This window comes from Pseudomonas sp. AM14(2022), from assembly GCF_036346455.1.
GTDB classification, from domain to species: Bacteria; Pseudomonadota; Gammaproteobacteria; order Pseudomonadales; family Pseudomonadaceae; genus Aquipseudomonas; species Aquipseudomonas putida_A.
In genome coordinates this window covers 42,756-62,490 of the sequence record NZ_JAOTNY010000010.1, presented here as the reverse complement: position 1 = coordinate 62,490, position 19,735 = coordinate 42,756, and the positions used below count along the sequence as shown (strand labels likewise).

Below are 19,735 nucleotides of genomic sequence, written 5' to 3'. Positions count from 1 at the left end.
TCCTTAAAGACTGTTGATCAGCGTGGCGAAAGTTTCCTGCGCAGCTTTGATGATCTGCGAAGACGCTGTGTAGTACTGCTGATACTTGACCAGGTTGCCGGTCTCTTCATCGAGGTTGACCTGGGACAGCGAATCACGCGCGCCCTTGGCCTGATCGAGGATCACCGAGGTGGCTTCATTGTCGGACTTGCTCTGCGCAGCCTTGGTACCAACGTTGGTCACCAGTTTGTTATAGGCGTCGGTCAGGCTGATGCCCTTGCTGCCGCTGCCGGTGTCCACGGTCTGCTTGGTCTGCAGGCCAACCAGTGTCTGTGCGTTGCGGTTGTCCGAAGACGCCGCGCCGGTCAGGTTGATGGTGAAGGTTTCGCCGGACTTCGGCGTCGCGCCCACGGTGGTCTGTACGGTGAAGGTCTTCTGCACGTTCGGCGTGACCGTGGTGTCCATCACCGGAGCACCGGTGGAGTCGACCATGCCGACCTTGAGGTTCAAGGTGTTGGCCTGCCCCGGCACGATGGTGCCCGAACCGATGGTGTTGCCCTTGGCGTCGACCATGTTGTACGACTGGCTGCCGCTGGCGACCGCACCGAACACCAGTTTGACCGGCGTCGAATATTTGAGCGCATTCTGCAACTCGGTCTGCGACGCCGGGTTGTAGATGTCGAACGAATCAGTCAGCGTCGGCTGGGTGTAGGTACCGGAATTGTTGGCACTGGCCACGCCGGTCAACGGCGCTGCCGCAGCGATTTTCTTCGGATCGGTCAGCACGGTCTGAATAGTGCTTGCCGCGTTACGGGTCGGCGTCACCTTGAACGTGTCGCCCGCGCTCAGCGCCCCGCCGTTGAGGGCCAGGGTGAAGCCGTCGATTACCGGCGGTGGCGTGGTCGTGGTGCTGAACGAGCCCATGTCGGTGCCATCGGAGCGCTTGACCGAATAGTTGGTGGCGCTGGTGAAGGTCACCTGATAATCGCTGGTGGTCAGCTTGCCGGTGTCCTTGATGGTGACATCGAGGTTGCCCGACCCGGCGCTATTGGTCGACTGCGCAATGCTGCGCTGGCTGACCAGCGCGGCACTGTTGATGTTGTTGAAGATCGCGGCGCCGAAGTCACCGTTCTTGTCGATGCCCTGGGCTTGCTGGCTGTTGACCTGATCGGCCACCACCAGCGCGACACGCCCCAACTCATTGAGCGAAGGGTCGAGCACTTCTTTGCGATAGGTCAGCAGGCCACCGATTTCGCCACCGCTCATGGCCGACGTGATGTCAATCACGCTTGAGCCACGGTCCAGCTGAATGGCCATGCGCGTCGGATCGTCCTTGCTCGGCACGGTGCTCAAGGTGTTGGTGGTATTGCCGATCACCAGCGGCTGGCCGGTGCCGATGTACACGTCGAAACTGGTACCACGCTCGACGACCTGTGCACCGGTCAGCTCGGAGAGCTGACGCACCGCTTCGTTACGGCTGTCGAGCAAATCGTTCGGCTGGCCGCCGCTGGTGGAAATCTCGCCGATCTTCTGGTTCAGGTTGGCAATCGAAGTCGCCAGCTTGTTGACCTGGGACGTCATGTCGCCCAGGTTGCCATTGATCGTGGTGTTCTGATCGTTCAGCTGCTTGGCCAGCGCATTGAAACGGCTGGTCAGGGCCTGCGCACCGGTCAGCACCGACTGACGGGAGGTGTCATCAGTGGCCGAGGTCGCCACGCCCTGCATCGAGGTAAAGAACTTTTGCAGCACACCGGTCAGGCCGGTGTTGGTATCGGACATCGAGACATCCAGCGCAGTGGCCTGGGCACCGTACGCAGCCGCTTCGCTATTGAGCGAGGTGGCGGTATGCAGCTGGTTTTCGAGGTAAGAGTTGTAGACCCGGCGCACATCGGCCAGGGTCGTCCCCGTACCGATGAAGACGTTGCCGAACTGCTGCGAGGACTTGGTGCTCTGCACGGTTTGCTGGCGTGAATAACCGGCGGTGTCGACGTTGGCAATGTTGTTACCTGTGGTCGCGAGAGAGGAAGAACTCGCGGACAACCCCGACATCCCGATATTGAGCAAACTCATGATTCAAACCTTACCGTGTGTTTATAGAGGCGTCGTTGAAACGCCGGCCGCAGCGTAGTTTTCGAAACTGTTCATCTGCTTGGCTATCTGCGAAATCTTCGTCGCGTAGTTCGGGTCGGTCGCGTAACCGGCCTTTTGCAACTCGCGTACAAACTGTTCTGGGTTATCGGCCGACTTCACGACATCTTGATAGCGATTGTTGGTCTGCAGCAAAGTCACCAGATCGTGGAAACTGTCCTTGTACGAGGCATAGGAACGGAACTGCGCCGTCTCCTTGACCATCTGCCCGTTGCGGAACTCGCTGGTGATTGCCCGGGCCGAATCGCCGGTCCAGTTGCTGCTGGCCTTGATGCCGAACAGGTTGTGACTGCTGCTGCCATCCTGGGCGCGCATGACCGATTTGCCCCAACCGGTTTCCAGCGCAGCTTGTGCCACCAGGTAGCGCGGATCGACGCCAATACGCGCGGCGGCTTCTTTGGCCATCGGCAGCATGGTGTTGACGAATTCGTCGGCGGAGCTGAAAGCGCGCTTGGCCGGCGCCAGCGGAATCTGCGCCATCGCCCGACCGTAAATCTGCATCTGCCCGCCGGACGCCTTGGCGTCTTCGGCACGGCTCAGCCAGTCGCCGTTGTACAGCGGGCCGGCGCCGGTGGCGGCCGTAGTCACGGCACGTTGTGGCAAGGCATTGGTGGCGGTCGGCGTGGCGGACGGCACCAGACCGGCGAGCAAACGATCAGCCAGTTTCGGCGGCAATGCCAGACGACGTTTGTTGATCATCGCCATATCATTGCTGTGCGAGGCTTCGGTATTGGCGACACGCCCGGAACGCGAGGCCCACAACGGACGCTCGCCATTGAGCCGCGATAACGGCCCATTGGTGGCGGTGGTGCCGGCAGCAATCGGGGTCTGCACCCCAGCGGCTTTCGCCGCCTCTTGCTTGGCGGCGGACGCGGCTGCAGCCTCACCCGGTGCCAGCGGTTTATTCCTCGACATCTGCTTCATCAGCACGTCGGCCAGACCGATACCACCGCCCTCGCGGGACAGCGACACCGCCAGTTGCTGGTCGTACATTTCCTGATATTGCTTGGCCGCCGGCGTGTTCATCGGGTTGTCTTTACCCAACGCCTCAGTGGCCGAACGCATCGACTTGAGCATTTCGCCAAGGAACAGCGATTCGAATTCCTGCGCCACTTTGCGCATGTTCGCATCGCTGTTCTTGTCGCCGACCTTGAGCTGGTTCAGACGATTGAGGTCGGAGTACGAACCCGAATCGCCAGTGCCCACCAGACTGCCTTTGCGCATATCCATGGTCGGCGTCCTCAGATCACGATCAGGTCGGCTTGCAACGCGCCGGCCTGCTTCAGTGCTTCGAGAATGGCCATCAGGTCACCCGGTGCCGCGCCAACCTGGTTCACCGCCCGCACGATCTCGTCGAGGGTGGTGCCCGGGCCGAACTTGAACATCGGCTTGGCTTCCTGTTCGGCGTTGACCCGCGAACGTGGAACCACCGCGGTCTGGCCGTTGGACAATGGGCCCGGCTGACTGACGATCGGGTCTTCGGTGATGGTCACGGTCAGGCTGCCGTGAGTCACGGCGGCCGGCGAAACTTTCACGTTCTGGCCGATGACGATGGTGCCGGTGCGCGAGTTGATGATGACTTTCGCCACCGCCTGACCCGGATCGACTTCAAGGTTTTCGAGGATCGACAGGTAGTCGACGCGCTGGCTCGGATCGAGCGGCGCCGTCACACGGATCGAGCCGCCGTCGATGGCTTGCGCCACGCCAGGGCCGAGCATGTCGTTGATCTTGTCGACGATACGCTTGGCCGTGGTGAAGTCGGAACGGTTGAGGTTCAGCGTCAGGCTGTTGCCCTGGTTGAAACCGCTCGGTACCGAACGCTCCACCGACGCACCGCCCGGAATACGACCGGCCGACGGAACGTTGACGGTGATCTTCGAACCGTCACGCCCTTCGGCATCGAAACCACCGACCACCAGGTTGCCCTGAGCGATGGCGTAGACGTTGCCGTCGATACCCTTGAGCGGGGTCAGCAACAGGGTGCCGCCGCGCAGACTCTTGGAGTTACCGATGGACGAAACGGTGATGTCGACCTGCTGACCCGGTTTGGCGAACGCCGGCAGATCGGCACTCACCGATACCGCCGCGACGTTTTTCAACTGCACGTTGCCCGATCCCGGCGGCACCTTGATGCCGAACTGCGAGAGCATGTTGTTGAAGGTCTGCAGGGTGAACGGGGTCTGCGTCGTCTGGTCGCCGGTGCCGTTAAGCCCGACCACCAGGCCGTAACCGATCAACTGGTTGGAACGCACGCCGGAAATGCTGGCGATATCTTTCAGCCGCTCGGCGTGGGCACCAAAGGCTGCGGACAACAGGGCCGCAGCCAGCATGAGGCTCTTGAAATTCAAAGTCGCCACCTAGAAAGGGAACAGCGGGCTGAGGAAGAAACGGTCGAACCAGCCTGGCTGACTCGCATCGGCAAACGAACCGGTGCCCGAGTAGGTGATGCGCGCATCGGCGACACGGGTCGACGACACGGTGTTGTCGGTGGCGATGTCATCGGCACGCACCAGACCTGCGATCCGCACCAGCTCGTCGCCGGTGTTGAGGGTCATCCACTTCTCGCCGCGCACGGCTATGATGCCGTTGGGCAACACGTCGGCCACGGTCACGGTGATCGAACCGGTCAGGGTGTTGCCCTGCGCCGCCTTGCTGTCGCCCTTGGTCGCGCGGTCGCCGCTGTAGCCGACGTCGAGGCTCAGATCATTGCCACCCAACGGGTTGTTGGTGGTGCCACTGCCGCCAAACAGCGAAGTCAGGCCGATGCCGGTCTTGCTGTTCTTGGCCACCTGGGAGTTGGCGTTTTTGCTGGCCTGAGTCTTCTCGTTCAGGGTGATGGTGATGATGTCACCGACCCGGAATGCCTTGCGGTCGCTGTACAGGTTCTGCTCGAAGCCGGCCTGATAGATCGAGCCGTTGTTGGCCGCGGACGGCAATGGCGTGCGTGGCAACACCGGAGCGTAATAAGGGTCATTGGGCTTGGGCGTCGGTGCGACGCAGCCCGCGAGCGAGACGACCCCACCCAATGCCAGAACAGATACGAAGCGTTTCATGACCCTACCTCACGGTGTTGCTGGCGACCTCATGGCCGCCCCATAGACTTGATTACAGATTCTGCGTTACGAACGAGAGCATCTGGTCGGCGGTGGAGATCACCTTGGAGTTCATCTCGTAGGCGCGCTGAGTGGTGATCATGTTGACCATCTCCTCAACGGTACTGACGTTGGAACCTTCCAGGGTGTTCTGCAGCGTGGTACCGAAACCGTTCAGGCCCGGGGTGCCGATTTGCGGCGCGCCGGAAGCAGCGGTTTCCAGGAACAGGTTGTTGCCCACTGCCTGCAGACCGGCCGGGTTGATGAAGTCGGCGGTTTGCAGGTTGCCGATCACCTGAGCGGCCGGGTTGCCTGGCACCGTGATCGACACGGTGCCGTCGGTGCCGACGGTGAAGCTCTGCGCGTTGTTCGGGATGACGATGGCCGGCTCCAGGGCGAAACCGCTGGCGTTGACGATCTGGCCGTTGGAGTCGAGGTGGAAAGTACCGTCACGGGTGTAGGACGTGGTGCCGTCCGGCTGCAGGATCTGGAAGAAACCGCGACCGTCGATGGCCATGTCCAGCGGCTGCTCGGTGGTTTGCAGGCTGCCGGCGGTGAAGTTTTTCTGGGTGCCGACGATGCGCACACCGGTACCCAGTTGCAGACCCGACGGCAGTTCGCTGTCCTGGGTCGACTGGGCGCCTGGCTGACGCTTGATCTGGTACAGCAGGTCCTGGAACTCGGCACGGTCACGTTTGAAACCCGTGGTCGAGACGTTCGCCAGGTTGTTGGAAATGGTGGTCAGGTTGGTGTCCTGGGCGGACAGACCGGTTTTGGCAACCCATAGAGCCGGAAGCATTCGATTCTCCTCGTGCGCCTGTTTTACGGCGCGACGTTCTGATAATTAGCTGATCTGCAAGACCCGAGCCATGGCCTGGTCGTCGTCTTTGGCGGTGTTCATCATCTTGACGTGCAACTCGAACTGCTTGGCCAGGGCCAGCACCGAGGTCATTTCTTCCACGGCGTTGACGTTGCTCGACTCAAGGAAACCCGACACCAGTTTGACGTTGGCGTCGGCCGGCGCCGGCTGGCCGTCCTTGGTGTAGATCGAGCCGTCGAGGCCTTTGTTGAGGTTCTTGATGTCCGGGTTGACCAGTTTGATCCGGTCGACTTCCGCCATGACGCGCGGGCCTTCGCCCATCGCACGAATACTGATGGTGCCGTCTTCGCCGACTTCGACCTGCTGCTCCGGCGGCACGGCGATCGGACCGCCGTTGCCGAGTACCGGCATGCCGTTGCCGGCGCGCAATACGCCGAGGGCGTCGATGTTCAGGCTGCCGGTGCGCACGTAGCTTTCGCCACCGTTAGGGTTCTGCACGGCAATAAAACCGTTGCCGGTCACGGCGACGTCGAGGTCACGCCCGGTCTGCACCAGCGAACCGGCGGTGAAGTCGGTGGCGGGCCGTTCACTCATGGCAAACGCACGCGCCGGAAAGCTGTCACCGAACACCGGCATCGAACGCGCCTGCTCCAGGTCGCGCTGAAAACCATTGGTGGAGATGTTCGCCAGGTTGTTGGCATGGGCCTTTTGCGCCAGTGCGTTCTGACTGGCGCCGGTCATTGCCACATAAAGGTACTTGTCCACACTCTTTCCTCTGCATGCCGGACGTTTGCCGCCCACCGCTGTACTGCTGAGCCATAAGCAATTTGCAGACCAACTTTTTTCTGGCGGCTTGCGGCCCGGTAAACAAAGGACTTGCGGGGGTTTGTGGGGAAACTGGAAATGTATCGAAGTCGAAAAACCGGCGGTGTTATGCCGCTTGGCGGCAAAGGATCAAAAGATCGCAGCCTTCGGCAGCTCCTACATTGAAATGCTTCCCCCTGTAGGAGCTGCGGCACGCTGCGATCTTTTGATCTCAAGCTTCAGGATCTTTACCGACCTCATACTCACGGAGCTTGTTGGCAATGGTGGTGTGCGAAACCCCCAACCGCTTACCGAGTTGCCGACTGCTCGGGTGTTCGGAATACAAGCGCTCCAGCACCGCTTTCTCGAAGCGTCCGACGATCTCGTCCAGCCCGCCCTCCAGCGAGAAATCGCCAAGCGGCTGACGCACGCCGTAATCCGGCAGGCGGATGTGTTCGACCTTGACCGTGCCGCCCTCGCACAGTGAGACCGCCTGGAACAGCACGTTCTCCAGCTGCCGCACGTTGCCCGGCCAGTGGTAATGACTGAGGCGATCCATCGCTGCCGGCGCCAGTTTCGGCAGCGAACAGCCGATCTGGCGGCTGGCCTGATCGAGGAAGTGTTCCACCAGCGGAGTCAAGCCGTCGAGGCATTCGCGCAGTGGCGGGATGTGCAGCGACAACACGTTCAAGCGGTGATACAGATCCTGACGAAACTCGCCGCGCGCGCACAGTTCGGACAAGTCGACCTGAGTGGCGCAGATCACTCGCACGTCCAGATACACCTCTTCGTCGCTGCCGACCCGGCGGAAGCAGCCGTCCTGCAGAAAGCGCAGCAACTTCACTTGCAAGCGCGGGCTCATTTCACCGACGCCATCGAGGAACAGCGTACCGCCCGCCGTCAGTTCCAGCAGGCCGAGCTTGCCTTCGGCGCGCGCGCCCTCAAAGGCGCCGGGGCCGTAGCCGAACAGTTCGGTCTCGGCCATCGACTCCGGCAGCCCTGCACAGTTGAGCGCCATCAGCGGCGACTGCCCGCGCGGACTGGCGAGGTGACAGGCGCGGGCGAGCAATTCTTTGCCGGTGCCGGTTTCGCCTTCGATCAATAGCGGCGCATCCAGCGGCGCCATGCGCCGCGCTTCACGCACGACAGCGGCCATCACTTTCGAGCTCTGGAAGATACTGTCGAAGCCACGCAATTCCTGTTTGCGCACGTTATAGATGCGCTCACCGACGCGGTCGGCGCGGTGCAAGGTCAGTACCGCACCGGCCATGGCTTCGCTGTCGTCGTGCTCCGATTGCAGCGGCGCGATGTCGGCGAGAAAGATGTCGCCCTTGACCTTGACGCGCATGCCGTTGATTCGCGACTTGTTGGCGCGCACCAGTTCCGGCAAATCGAAATCCTCGGCATAGCGCGACAGCGGAATCCCCGGCACTTCATCCACGCGCACTCCGAGCAACTGCGCCGCCGCGCGGTTGGCCGCAACGATCGAGCCGCCCATGTCGATCGACAGCACCGGGAATTCCAGCGCGCCGAGCAACGCGTTCAACTCCATGTGCCGACGCTCGCTGGGCATCAGCCCGACGCGTTTGACCCCAAACACTCCAGCAATCGCCTCGAACTTCGGCCGCAGCGCCTGGAACTGGATGTTGATCAGGTTCGGGCAGTGCAGATAGATCGCATTGCCGTGCTCGCCGCCGACCTCGCCGCGTGCAACGTTGATCCCGTACTCCACCAGCAGGTTGAGGATGTCGCGCAGGATGCCGATGCGGTTTTGGCAGTGGACTTTGATACGCATATAAAGAGGCCCGACGAGGATGAGGGGTTAAACACAATCCCTGTGGGAGCGGGCTTGCTCGCGAAGGCGGTGTGTCAGCTGAATGAATGGTGACTGACACACCGCTTTCGCGAGCAAGCCCGCTCCCACAGGGATAGCGCCCCGACTTTTCTGTCGAGGCGAGCAGATAGTTGTCAAGATTATGTGACAGCCACAGCCCTTTTCAAACCTGCAAATCACCGCAAATGCGTGATATCAGCCAAAGCGTAACGATTTTTTTACGAAATGCGGTGGTTGTTCCTACCAGGAACGCACTCAACCTGCTGCATCACGCCGCACTCTCGGGTAATTCTCAGTCCATCGCTGGACATAACAAGAACGAATTCCCCTAGCAGGAGAGCAGTATGAAGCAGACGCAATACGTGGCCCGCGAGCCCGATGCGCAAGGTTTTATCGACTACCCCGCCGAAGAGCATGCGGTGTGGAACACGCTGATCACCCGCCAGTTGAAAGTGATCGAGGGTCGGGCGTGCCAGGAGTACCTGGACGGTATCGAAAAACTCGGTCTGCCCCACGACCGCATTCCGCAGCTGGGCGAGATCAACAAGGTGCTCGGTGAGACCACCGGTTGGCAGGTTGCCCGCGTCCCGGCACTGATCCCCTTCCAGACCTTCTTCGAATTGCTCGCCAGCAAACAGTTTCCGGTGGCCACGTTCATTCGTACCCGCGAAGAACTGGACTACCTGCAAGAGCCGGACATTTTTCACGAGATCTTCGGCCACTGCCCGCTGCTGACCAACCCATGGTTCGCCGAATTCACCCACACCTACGGCAAACTCGGCCTGCAGGCCACGAAGGAAGAGCGCGTGTATCTGGCGCGCCTGTACTGGATGACCATCGAGTTCGGCCTGGTCGACACCCCGCAAGGCAAACGCATCTACGGCGGCGGCATCCTGTCCTCGCCGAAGGAAACCGTTTACTCGCTGTCGGACGAACCCGAGCATCAGGCCTTCGATCCGCTGGAAGCCATGCGCACGCCGTATCGCATCGACATCCTGCAGCCGCTGTACTTTGTCCTGCCGAACCTCAAGCGCCTGTTCGACGTCGCCCATGAAGACATCATGGCCATGGTTCGCCAAGGCATGCAGCTGGGGTTGCACACACCGAAGTTTCCGCCAAAACCGAAAGCCGCGTGATCCGCGACTTTTGCTGAGAATTGAGTCTGTCAGTCGCCGTCACTTTGGTTTAGCGTGACGGCATTGACGGGCCGATAGCTTCTATAAAAAAAACACACTCGATTTCAGGAATCACACCATGTCCACTTTGAACCAAGCCCACTGCGAAGCCTGCCGTGCCGATGCGCCACAAGTCAGCGACGAAGAACTGCCGATCCTGATCAAGCAGATCCCGGACTGGAACATCGAAGTACGCGACAGCATCATGCAGTTGGAGAAAGTTTTCCTGTTCAAGAACTTCAAGCATGCTCTGGCGTTCACCAACGCCGTCGGCGAGATCTCCGAGGCCGAAGGTCACCACCCGGGTCTGCTGACCGAGTGGGGCAAAGTCACCGTGACCTGGTGGAGCCACTCGATCAAAGGCCTGCACCGCAACGACTTCATCATGGCCGCGCGCACTGACGAAGTGGCCAAGACCGCAGAAGGACGCAAGTAATGCACTTTGACGCCATCGGCCGGGTACCCGGCGACCCGATCCTCGGTTTGATGGAGGCCTATGCGCAGGACACCAACCCGCGCAAGTTCGACCTCGGCGTTGGCGTCTACAAGGATGCCCAGGGCCTGACGCCGATCCCCGAAGCAGTGAAAATCGCCGAGGCGCGACTGGTCGAAAGCCAGGACACCAAGACCTACATCGGTGGTCACGGCAATCCGCTGTTCGGCAAAGTCATCAATGAACTGGTGCTTGGCGCCGACTCGAAGCTGATCGCCGAACAGCGCGCCGGCGCCACCCAGACTCCGGGCGGCACCGGTGCCCTGCGTCTGGCAGCCGACTTCATCGCCCAGTGCCTGCCGGGCAAGGGCGTGTGGCTGAGCAACCCGACCTGGCCGATTCACGAAACGATTTTCGCCGCCGCCGGGGTCAAGGTCAGTCACTACCCGTACGTGGGCAGCGACAACCGCCTCGACGTCGATGCGATGCTCTCCGCACTCAACGAAGTGCCGCAAGGCGACGTGGTTCTGCTGCATGCCTGCTGCCACAACCCGACCGGTTTCGACCTGAACCATGACGACTGGCAGCGTGTGCTCGACGTGGTGCGCCGCCGTGACCTGCTGCCGCTGATCGACTTTGCCTACCAGGGCTTTGGCGATGGGCTGGAGCAGGACGCATGGTCGACCCGACTGTTCGCCGCCGAAGTGCCCGAGCTGCTGATCACCAGTTCCTGCTCAAAGAACTTCGGCCTGTACCGCGACCGTACCGGCGCGCTGATTGTCTGCGCGAAAACCGCCGACAAGCTGATCGACATCCGCAGCCAACTGGCCAACATCGCCCGCAACCTGTGGTCGACGCCACCGGATCACGGCGCGGCCGTGGTGGCGACCATCCTCGCCGACCCTGAGCTGAAAGCGCGCTGGGCCGATGAAGTGGAAGCCATGCGCTTGCGCATCGCCCAATTGCGCAGCGGTCTGGTCGAAGCACTGGAACCACACGGTCTGCGCGAGCGCTTTGCGCACATTGGCGTGCAACGCGGAATGTTCTCCTACACCGGGCTGTCGCCGGAGCAGGTCAAACAACTGCGTGAGCAGCACAGCGTGTACATGGTCAGCTCGGGTCGGGCCAACGTCGCCGGGATCGACGCCACGCGCCTGGCACTGCTGGCCGAGGCCATCGCCAACGCCTGCAAATAACCCCGCAATCCCCCTGTAGGAGTGAGCCTGCTCGCGATAGCGGCGTATCAGCCAGCATATGAGTTGACTGACACACCGCCATCGCGAGCAGGCTCACTCCTACAGTTGTTTTTGCGGCGACCTTTGTTATCGCGCCCCCCTGCGGCCATCTGTCGCATTATTTTCAATTAAAAGTCTGATTGTCATTTTTCCTGCTGTATCCTGCGCAGGCTTTCAAGAAGCGCGGATCTACCAGATCTATCAACAGACTTAGCGAGGAGCGCAACCATGCACGAGATTCCTAATCTCCCCTTCCCAAGCCTGCACGTACCTGAGCAGACGACCACGCAACAAGCCGGTGCCCAACAGCCCGAGCCGAAAGAAGCCGTTGAGAGCCGCCAGGCCGACAGCGAAGAGTAAAACCCGCCGTACAGACCGTGTGGAAAGCGCTAAGATGCGCTTTCCACACTGCCTGAAACCGAGCCCGCCATGACCGACGAATTCTCTGAAAGCCAAGCCGCCGTCCTGATCGGCGCCACTGAGAAAATGATCGAGATCTGGAACCGCCTCTCCCCGGAAAAGCAGGCCGCCCTGCTCGCCCGTTTCGGCAGCGAAGAAAATGCCCTCGCCGCCCTCGTCACCACGCAACTGGTCGCCCCGGCCAAGTCGTGAATCTGCCCTGCGGCAAATAGTTTTACTTTTCCCCGCCCCTGACGCGTCCGCGCCGGTATCATAAGCAGCCTATCTAATCCTGCTTTGCCGTGGATCGTTTCCCATGTCGTCCTCTATGCCACAACCCCAGCACCCCCTGGCGGTCACGCTGCAAGTCGTGTCCATCGTCCTCTTCACCTTTATCGGCTACCTGAACATCGGCATTCCGCTCGCCGTGCTGCCGGGTTACGTCCACAGTGACCTGGGTTTCGGCGCGGTGATCGCCGGGCTGGTGATCAGCGTGCAATACCTCGCCACCCTGCTCAGCCGTCCGTACGCCGGTAAGATCATCGACAACCAGGGCAGCAAGCGCGCGGTGATGATTGGGTTGGCCGGTTGTGGCTTGAGTGGCGTGTTCATGCTGATTTCGGCGTGGACACCGAACTTGCCGATGCTCAGCCTGATCAGCCTGTTGATCGGTCGTCTGGTGCTGGGCAGCGCGGAAAGTCTGGTGGGCTCCGGCTCTATCGGCTGGGGCATCGGCCGGGTTGGCGCAGCGAACACCGCCAAAGTGATCTCGTGGAACGGCATCGCCAGTTACGGCGCGCTCGCGGTCGGCGCGCCGTTCGGGGTCTGGCTGGTCGGCCAGCTGGGATTGTGGAGCATGGGCGTCAGCATCATTCTGCTGGCAGCGCTGGGCCTGCTGCTGGCGTGGCCGAAAACCGCGGCGCCGATTGTCGCCGGCGAGCGCTTGCCGTTCATGCATGTGCTCGGTCGCGTGTTCCCCCACGGCTGCGGCCTGGCGCTAGGCTCGATTGGTTTCGGCACCATCGCCACCTTCATCACCCTGTATTACGCCACCCGGCACTGGGACAACGCAGTGCTGTGCCTGAGCCTGTTCGGCGCCAGCTTCATCGGCGCGCGACTGCTGTTCGGCAACCTGATCAACCGCCTCGGCGGCTTCCGCGTAGCGATCGCCTGCCTCTCGGTGGAAACCCTCGGCCTGTTGCTGCTGTGGCTGGCACCGGATGCACATTGGGCGCTGGCCGGGGCGGCGTTGAGCGGCTTCGGTTTCTCGCTGGTGTTCCCGGCGCTGGGCGTGGAGGCGGTGAATCTGGTGCCGGCCTCCAGCCGTGGCGCGGCGGTCGGCGCGTACTCGCTGTTCATCGACTTGTCGCTGGGGATCACCGGACCATTGGCGGGGGCGATTGCGGCGGGCTTCGGTTTTGCTTCGATCTTTCTGTTTGCCGCCATTGCCTCACTGAGCGGCCTGATGCTGAGTGTGTATTTGTACCGCATTAAACCAAAACACCACTTTCATTGATCGCCCAATATTGGCCATTCATTGGTTCCGAATGGCCAATGCACAACCGCGGCTTTTATAAGCTATCCATGCAAACGGAAAATGGCGAAGCTACCGTTTTCTCTATTTTTACTGGATACAAACACAATTTTTCGATCTTCCTGAACAGCGAGATCGTGAATAATCTGGTCTTTAGGAAATACAACCTTTCCAGCAACACCAAACCCCTCGTCCCAACCCATGTCTTGTTCAAGACTGGCAATAAATGCCTGGCTATCCGACCCGCCACGCAAATAAGCATAACCTGCTACCACAACGGTTGATTTCAAATTATAGAGTGCTGCTTTCGTCATATAGATATCGCTGAAATCATCAGTGATAAATCCTCCCCACCCTTGTTTGCCAAAAAGTGGATCTTCCTCGCCTTTGAGCCCGCGACGTTGAAGCTGGAGAAACAGATACTGCGGAACTCCATTATCCGAAGTACCTATAATATAAAACTGAGAACGATCATCGCGTTTCAGAATGACGCTTTTAACCGAAGGTACTCCATCATAATATCCTCCGACCCCAAAACTGGCGTCAAGATCACCACGAGCATCATACCGGCCAACAAACCAACTTTTATCACGCAGCCCCTCTGAAGCGGCGACAATATAACCATCGCCTTGGCGAAACATATCCTGTCCTATGACTAAAATAGATGAACCTCGAGAAACCAATCGGTACCCGCCATTACCGAACGTTTCGTCCAACCCACCGTTATTTTTTAACTTGACCACAAACGCCCTATCGAAAAATCCTCTGTCGTCAAGCGTGGTCAGAAGCAAAACGCCGCCATCGTCCAATAATTCCATAGTTCCGTGGTAGTCGCGCCCCTTATCCGCCAGAGGTTGCTTAACCTTTGGAACATCTGAACTTGCAGGAGCAACCTCTTTCAGATCCAGACTCCACAACATGACGCCTTTGCTGCCAAACCCTTCATCAAGTTTCCCATTCAAATCGAATCGAGCCAGGCCGGTAGCACGATTAAAGCCGTCTTTACGAGCGAAGAACCCCAACACATACTTGCCATGAACACTATCAAACTTCACGCTATAGGGCTGCGGCAAATCCCACCCAGGAAAAAACTCCGAGAGTTTAAAAAAAACACTACCCGCTTTTCCGAAACTCTCGTCGATACCTCCTTCCTCATCAAGCATGCACAGGTAAATCTCTTGCCGCTCCTCGTCAGTTGCTGCGCAAAGAATCCTGTTCGGTTCTGAGAGAAAAGTGACGACCCGAGGTTGAAGCCTCTGACCTTGTTCTCCGTATAAAACGACCTCACTGCGCACACCAAAATCAGTATCAGGAGTACCACGCACAACATTTAAGTTATTCATTTACTTTTGCTCAATCAATGAAAAGAGAGCTCAGTAAACGTGTAACAGCAATCCGGCACACCTGTCAGATATGACAGTCATGTAGACCAATTAGTTATAAAAGAGTCGTTCAATGTCCGGAAATTGATTAAGTTGAGAGGTGCGTAATGGAGACAATGCCCGCTCCGGATGAAATGGAACAACTCCATGACACCAACCCTTAAAAATCCACCTTGCCGCGCCCGGCCTTGATGCTGCCGCGCTTGGTCTTGGATTCGAGCCGGCGCTTCTTCGAGCCGAGGGTCGGCTTGGTCGGGCGGCGCTTCTTTTCGACCTTGGTGGCGCTGAGGATCAACTCGGTCAGGCGCTCCAGCGCATCGGTCCGGTTGGCTTCCTGCGTGCGGTACTGCTGAGCCTTGATGATCAGCACGCCATCGCTGGTGATGCGACTGTCACGCAGCGCCAGCAGCCGTTCCTTGTAGAACTCGGGCAAGGACGAGGCCGGAATGTCGAAGCGCAGGTGCACGGCGCTGGAGACCTTGTTGACGTTCTGCCCACCGGCGCCTTGCGCGCGGATGTACGTCAGTTCGATCTCGGCATCCGGCAAATGCACGTTGTTGGAAATCACCAGCATGGAAAAAAGTCCGAATTCAGAGCGTGCAGGATACCGCGATTAGCCACAAAGCAGGTCTCCTGCGGCCATGCGCAACTTCTTGCATCAATCGTTTCGCGTTATGATCCCCAGCGAAAATTTACCAGTTCAATGCAGGAAGCATAAGCATGAGCAATAAAGCAGTTATCGTTTTTAGTGGCGGACAGGACTCGACGACCTGTTTGATCCATGCACTGAGCCACTATGACGAAATTCATTGCATCACGTTTGACTATGGTCAGCGTCATCGCGCGGAAATCGAAGTCGCGCAGCAACTGGCCAAACAGCTCGGCGTGACCGTGCATAAAGTGATGGATGTATCTTTGCTGAATGAGCTGGCCATCAGCAGCCTGACTCGCGACAACATCCCGGTTCCGACGGTTAATAGTTCTGGCGAAAGTCTGCCAAGCACCTTTGTGCCGGGAAGAAACATCCTGTTTTTGACCCTCGCCTCTATTTACGCCTATCAGGTACAAGCCAGAACGGTCATCACCGGGGTTTGCGAAACGGACTTCTCGGGCTATCCGGATTGCCGGGACGAGTTCGTCAAGGGACTGAACAAAGCCCTTGAGCTGGGCATGGATTACCCATTGAAACTTGATACTCCGCTGATGTGGCTGAACAAGGCGGAAACCTGGGCGTTGGCCGATCATCACCATCAGCTTGATTTGGTTCGCCACCAGACACTGACCTGCTACAACGGCATAACCGGTAGCGGATGTGCAAATTGCGACGCTTGCAATCTTCGCGCAAAAGGCCTCAATGAGTTTCTGGAAAACAAGGATGAGGTGATGAACAGCTTGAAAAGGAAGCTGAATCTGCAATAAAGCACCCAGCATATAAAAATGCGCTCACCTGAAAATTTCGAGTGAGCGCATTATTTAATCCATCAAGCCTGACTACCCGTCAGATACCTCTTGAACAATGACCTGGCACCGTATGCCGGCATGATATTGAAGAACGCAAAACCGACCTTTATCGCGATCTGGACGTAAATCATGCTGAGTATCGCGCTATTCTCCATCGTCCCGTAAAAGGCGATGTAGCAGAAAAGAAAACTGTCGATTATCACCGCAAACAAAGTACTCAGAAACACCCGCAAGAAGAGAAATCGGGAGTTGGTCAGTTCTTTGATTTTGCACAACAGATAAGAGTTTATATTTTCCGACACCAGAAACGATATAGACGAAGCTACCAGCACCGACGACAACTGACTGATCACATCATTGTAAGGCCCGTCGAGCTTCCACCCGGGTAGGCCGGGAAGGTACGTAGTCATGGCCAGCAAAATGATAATGGCCGCATTACTGATGAACGCGAAGAGTATCGCCTTGCGCGCCAACCGGAGGCCGAAGGTTTCATTCAGCAAGTCGACGATCAAAAACGTCAGCGGATACAGGAAAGTACCCGGCGTTACGACAATATCAAAATATTCCAGATAGATAGGCTTGGTCGCCGCAATGCTGGTAAAAATATAAAGCGTGAACAGCATCAGGTTCAGAATGATATAAATCATCCAGGAACTCTCGTGGCGATCATTTATTTCATAAGCGGTAAGCGACCCTCCCTGGGAGTAGAATTTCTTGTACAGATTCTTTACTTCTATCTTGTTCAGATTATCCATAATCTCACTATTCAACACTTCACTCAGCTTTATTTTAATTATCTTGCCTGTCGCAATGACCATGATCACCGCCAGGCTTTTTCCGTTTTCGAACCCCAACAGCTTATATTTGGTGTTTTCCCTTTCAACGCTGCAATCCATTAAATCGTTCCTCGATTATATCCCCGACAACACAAATACTCTCCAGCGCAAGATCAACCTCAGTTGTTATGAATAACCTTTTACTGACCTTGTCATACACCAGTTTTTCCTTGTCGATACTTGCCGTGCCTTTCTGCACGATCAGCAGGTCGCCCGGTTCATTCATGCCACTGACTTCATTTTCCAGCAGGACGCCTATCAAATTGAAGGACGTTCCAAAATAGTAAGTCAGTGGAAAAATCGTCGCCAACTCGCCGATTCGCTTATCCAGATTCTGCAGAAGCAGACTTTCCTTGATGACAGGCACTGCCGCCGGGTTCATGTTGCCCTGCGGCGAGATGCTGCTGTCGATGATTTCCTTTTCTTCAAACGAGATTGTCTCTATCTCTTCGTAGGACACTCCGAAAAAGTCGGAAATCTTGCGCACAGTGGACTGCTGTACGTTGACCACTTTACCTTCAAGAATGTTGTAGATCGTGGTTCGGGTCAGTCCACTGGAGTTGCATAACGACAGCTGCGTTTCCCCACGACTCTTTATCAGGTACTTGATATTGTTCTTCAGATTCTCCGATCGTTCTCTTCTGTGCATGGAATGCTTACCGTCTTTTATAAAGGCAATTTGGAAATACCCCTCGAATCATCATTCAGGGACTCAACAGACCCACTAGAAAATAGTTGTACGGGTATTAGAGCCGCGGCAGATCATAGCATTCCCCCTCCCTGATTTCGGCATAAACATAGTGTGAATAACGCCGCTGGTATGAATCAAAAAGAACAATTCGAAATCTGTACTGACTCGTCAGTTCTGCTCATCGGCCAGCAAAATCTCGTGAATAGCGATCCTTCCCGCCTGCAGTTTTACACCCTGAGGCCCGGAAAAAAGAATCATTTTATTTGAACAATGTTCATTTTTCTGATTAATTTTCTGGTGTTCCGCCGTGAAAAACCTATGATGCGTCGGGCAGACCGGACTGTCGGCAGCGACCGCAGTCAACAGAAAACGGGCCGGCGATACAGAGATTAGTTTGCGCGCAGTGCCGCGAAAACAAGGAATCCGCTGTATCCGGTCGGGCAAGGGCAGAAACGCACGCACCCTCCGGTAAAACCAAGGAAGTCGCGCTCGTTCGCAGCGCGCTGCACACAGGGAAGGAATACAGACAATGGCAGTCCATACCGAACCGCTCATGAACCAGGCTGATCTGCTGCAACGGGGCCTGGCGGATCTGTGGGCGCAAGACGCCGAACTGGCAGGGATCCTCGACGCGGAAGTTGCCCGTCAGCACCAGGTGCTGTCGCTGGTCTCCTCCTCTTGCGCCGTCAGGCCCATGACCCTGGCCGCCTCCGCTTCGGCACTGGTCAATGTGACGGCCGAGGGGCTGCCCGGCAGACGTTACGGCGGCGGGTGCGAAAACGTCGATCTGGTCGAAGCGCTTGCCATCCGCAGAGCGCGGGAACTGTTCGATGCCCAGTACGCAAGCGTGCAATCGCATTCGGCATCAAACGCCAATTACCACGTGCTGACCGCCCTGCTCGAACCAGGCGATACCTTGCTGGGAATGGGCGTCAAATACGGCGGCCATCATACCCATGGCAGTTCCACCTCATTCGCCGGCATTTACTACAAGGCGATTCGGTACGGCACGACTTCAGCGGGGGTCATCGATTACGACCAGGTGCGCAAACTGGCGCTCGCCCATCGCCCACGCATCATCATGTGCGGCGCGACGGCGTACTCACGGGTCATCGATTTCCAACGATTTCGCGAGATTGCCGATGAAGCCGGCGCCATCCTGCTCGCCGATATTTCGCATATCGCCGGACTGGTTGCCACAGGGCGGCATCCCAGTCCGATCGACGTCGCACACGTCACCACCACCTGCACCCACAAACAACTCATGGGCCCGCGCGGCGGTCTGATCCTTTCGGGTCAAGCGGCGAACACCAAGGTGCCCGGCTTGAGGACGACATTCAGCCGCGCCCTCGACCAGGCCGTTTATCCGCGAATGCAGGGCGCGCCTGCCGTCAACATGATCGCCGCGAAGGCGGCGGCTCTGGCTTACGCAAAGTCCACGGAGTTCGACAGAAGCATGGGGCGGGTTCGCAGCACGGCTGACGAGTTCGCCAGCGCCTTTCAGGCTCACGACTACGAAGTCGTCGGCGGGGGCAGCGAAAACCATACGGTATTGATTCGGTTGCGTGGCGGCATCACCGGCGCCATTGCCGAGTCGGCGCTGGAGCGTTGCGCAATTATCGTGGACAAATATCGTGTACCGGGCGAGACACGCCCTTCACTCATTACCAGCGGTCTGCGCATCGGCACGGGCTCCATCGCGCAGCGCAGAATCGATCCGCAGGGATGTCGCCAGATCGTCGATCTGATCTGCCGGATCCTCGACAGTGTGAGACCGATCAGCGAGCAGGATTACCTGCTGGAACCGGCCTTGCGCGAGCAATTCCGGTTGCAGACCGAAGCGTTCTGCACAGCCCATCCCATCGCCGAATACGTCTGACGACCAATAAAAAACCCGGCACATTGGCCGGGT

Annotated in this window: 20 protein-coding genes; 8 read left to right on the top strand and 12 right to left on the bottom strand. The window is 58.2% G+C overall.

Features of this window, described 5'->3' with window-relative positions; all coding sequences use genetic code 11:
• Positions 1–3 precede the first annotated feature (3 nt).
• The 7 genes from flgK to V3W27_RS19425 all read right to left on the bottom strand — a co-directional run bounded on the left by flgK (position 4) and on the right by V3W27_RS19425 (position 8,638).
• The gene (flgK, locus tag V3W27_RS19455; protein WP_330207307.1) at positions 4–2,049 is read right to left on the bottom strand and encodes a flagellar hook-associated protein FlgK; all 2,046 of its coding nucleotides are present in this window, start codon (positions 2,047–2,049) and stop codon (positions 4–6) included.
• A 21-nt stretch (positions 2,050–2,070) separates the two neighbouring features.
• A complete protein-coding gene (flgJ, locus tag V3W27_RS19450) occupies positions 2,071–3,357 on the bottom strand; it encodes a flagellar assembly peptidoglycan hydrolase FlgJ (protein WP_330207306.1) in 1,287 nt (428 codons plus the stop codon).
• 11 nt (positions 3,358–3,368) lie between these two features.
• The gene (locus V3W27_RS19445; RefSeq protein ID WP_177325661.1) at positions 3,369–4,457 is read right to left on the bottom strand and encodes a flagellar basal body P-ring protein FlgI; all 1,089 of its coding nucleotides are present in this window, start codon (positions 4,455–4,457) and stop codon (positions 3,369–3,371) included.
• 27 nt (positions 4,458–4,484) lie between these two features.
• Entirely contained in the window at positions 4,485–5,180 is a 696-nt protein-coding gene (flgH, locus tag V3W27_RS19440; protein ID WP_027613958.1) for a flagellar basal body L-ring protein FlgH, read from the bottom strand.
• A gap of 52 nt (positions 5,181–5,232) precedes the next feature.
• Positions 5,233–6,018 carry a flagellar basal-body rod protein FlgG gene (flgG, locus tag V3W27_RS19435; RefSeq protein WP_003222804.1) on the bottom strand — a complete coding sequence of 262 codons (786 nt, stop codon included), beginning with the start codon at positions 6,016–6,018 and terminating at the stop codon, positions 5,233–5,235.
• A 45-nt stretch (positions 6,019–6,063) separates the two neighbouring features.
• Entirely contained in the window at positions 6,064–6,804 is a 741-nt protein-coding gene (locus V3W27_RS19430; RefSeq protein ID WP_007965507.1) for a flagellar basal body rod protein FlgF, read from the bottom strand.
• A gap of 271 nt (positions 6,805–7,075) precedes the next feature.
• Positions 7,076–8,638 carry a sigma-54-dependent phenylalanine hydroxylase transcriptional regulator PhhR gene (locus V3W27_RS19425; RefSeq protein WP_047600009.1) on the bottom strand — a complete coding sequence of 521 codons (1,563 nt, stop codon included), beginning with the start codon at positions 8,636–8,638 and terminating at the stop codon, positions 7,076–7,078.
• Positions 8,639–9,021: 383 nt separating this feature from the next.
• Between V3W27_RS19425 and phhA the strand changes: the two genes are divergently transcribed.
• The 6 genes from phhA to V3W27_RS19395 all read left to right on the top strand — a co-directional run bounded on the left by phhA (position 9,022) and on the right by V3W27_RS19395 (position 13,435).
• Complete coding sequence (phhA, locus tag V3W27_RS19420; RefSeq protein WP_330207305.1) at positions 9,022–9,813, top strand: phenylalanine 4-monooxygenase; 792 nt, start codon at positions 9,022–9,024, stop codon at positions 9,811–9,813.
• A gap of 118 nt (positions 9,814–9,931) precedes the next feature.
• On the top strand, positions 9,932–10,288 hold the full coding sequence (locus tag V3W27_RS19415) for a 4a-hydroxytetrahydrobiopterin dehydratase (RefSeq protein WP_003222798.1): 357 nt from the start codon (positions 9,932–9,934) through the stop codon (positions 10,286–10,288).
• Positions 10,288–11,481 carry an amino acid aminotransferase gene (locus V3W27_RS19410; RefSeq protein WP_330207304.1) on the top strand — a complete coding sequence of 398 codons (1,194 nt, stop codon included), beginning with the start codon at positions 10,288–10,290 and terminating at the stop codon, positions 11,479–11,481. The genes V3W27_RS19415 and V3W27_RS19410 overlap by 1 nt, the downstream gene beginning before the upstream one ends.
• 267 nt (positions 11,482–11,748) lie before the next feature.
• Positions 11,749–11,880, top strand: coding sequence for a hypothetical protein (locus V3W27_RS19405; RefSeq protein WP_256214475.1), 132 nt, complete (start codon positions 11,749–11,751; stop codon positions 11,878–11,880).
• 69 nt (positions 11,881–11,949) lie between these two features.
• On the top strand, positions 11,950–12,132 hold the full coding sequence (locus V3W27_RS19400; protein ID WP_025113527.1) for a hypothetical protein: 183 nt from the start codon (positions 11,950–11,952) through the stop codon (positions 12,130–12,132).
• Between the two features lie 103 nt (positions 12,133–12,235).
• Positions 12,236–13,435 carry an MFS transporter gene (locus V3W27_RS19395; protein ID WP_330207303.1) on the top strand — a complete coding sequence of 400 codons (1,200 nt, stop codon included), beginning with the start codon at positions 12,236–12,238 and terminating at the stop codon, positions 13,433–13,435.
• A gap of 62 nt (positions 13,436–13,497) precedes the next feature.
• Here the strand turns inward: V3W27_RS19395 and V3W27_RS19390 are convergent, their stop codons facing one another.
• Together V3W27_RS19390 and arfB are read right to left on the bottom strand one after the other, a co-directional pair.
• A complete protein-coding gene (locus V3W27_RS19390; protein WP_247267728.1) occupies positions 13,498–14,796 on the bottom strand; it encodes a hypothetical protein in 1,299 nt (432 codons plus the stop codon).
• 199 nt (positions 14,797–14,995) lie between these two features.
• Positions 14,996–15,409, bottom strand: a complete 414-nt coding sequence (gene arfB, locus V3W27_RS19385; protein WP_103368136.1) for an alternative ribosome rescue aminoacyl-tRNA hydrolase ArfB — start codon at positions 15,407–15,409, stop codon at positions 14,996–14,998.
• Between the two features lie 146 nt (positions 15,410–15,555).
• On the opposite strand from arfB, the gene queC reads away from it, so the two are divergent.
• On the top strand, positions 15,556–16,254 hold the full coding sequence (gene queC, locus V3W27_RS19380; RefSeq protein ID WP_247267729.1) for a 7-cyano-7-deazaguanine synthase QueC: 699 nt from the start codon (positions 15,556–15,558) through the stop codon (positions 16,252–16,254).
• 62 nt (positions 16,255–16,316) lie between these two features.
• On the opposite strand, the gene V3W27_RS19375 is transcribed toward queC, so the two are convergent.
• The 3 genes from V3W27_RS19375 to V3W27_RS19365 form a co-directional block, all read right to left on the bottom strand.
• Positions 16,317–17,192 (bottom strand): queuosine precursor transporter, encoded by an 876-nt coding sequence (locus V3W27_RS19375; protein WP_150367971.1) that lies wholly within the window; start codon positions 17,190–17,192, stop codon positions 16,317–16,319.
• Positions 17,176–17,781, bottom strand: a complete 606-nt coding sequence (locus V3W27_RS19370; protein WP_247267730.1) for a helix-turn-helix transcriptional regulator — start codon at positions 17,779–17,781, stop codon at positions 17,176–17,178. The genes V3W27_RS19375 and V3W27_RS19370 overlap by 17 nt, the downstream gene beginning before the upstream one ends.
• 210 nt (positions 17,782–17,991) lie before the next feature.
• Positions 17,992–18,378 carry a hypothetical protein gene (locus tag V3W27_RS19365; protein ID WP_330207383.1) on the bottom strand — a complete coding sequence of 129 codons (387 nt, stop codon included), beginning with the start codon at positions 18,376–18,378 and terminating at the stop codon, positions 17,992–17,994.
• Between V3W27_RS19365 and glyA the strand changes: the two genes are divergently transcribed.
• Positions 18,353–19,702: a serine hydroxymethyltransferase gene (gene glyA, locus V3W27_RS19360; protein WP_150367969.1), complete on the top strand. Its 1,350-nt coding sequence runs from the start codon at positions 18,353–18,355 to the stop codon at positions 19,700–19,702. The genes V3W27_RS19365 and glyA overlap by 26 nt on opposite strands.
• The last annotated feature ends 33 nt before the right edge of the window (positions 19,703–19,735 follow it).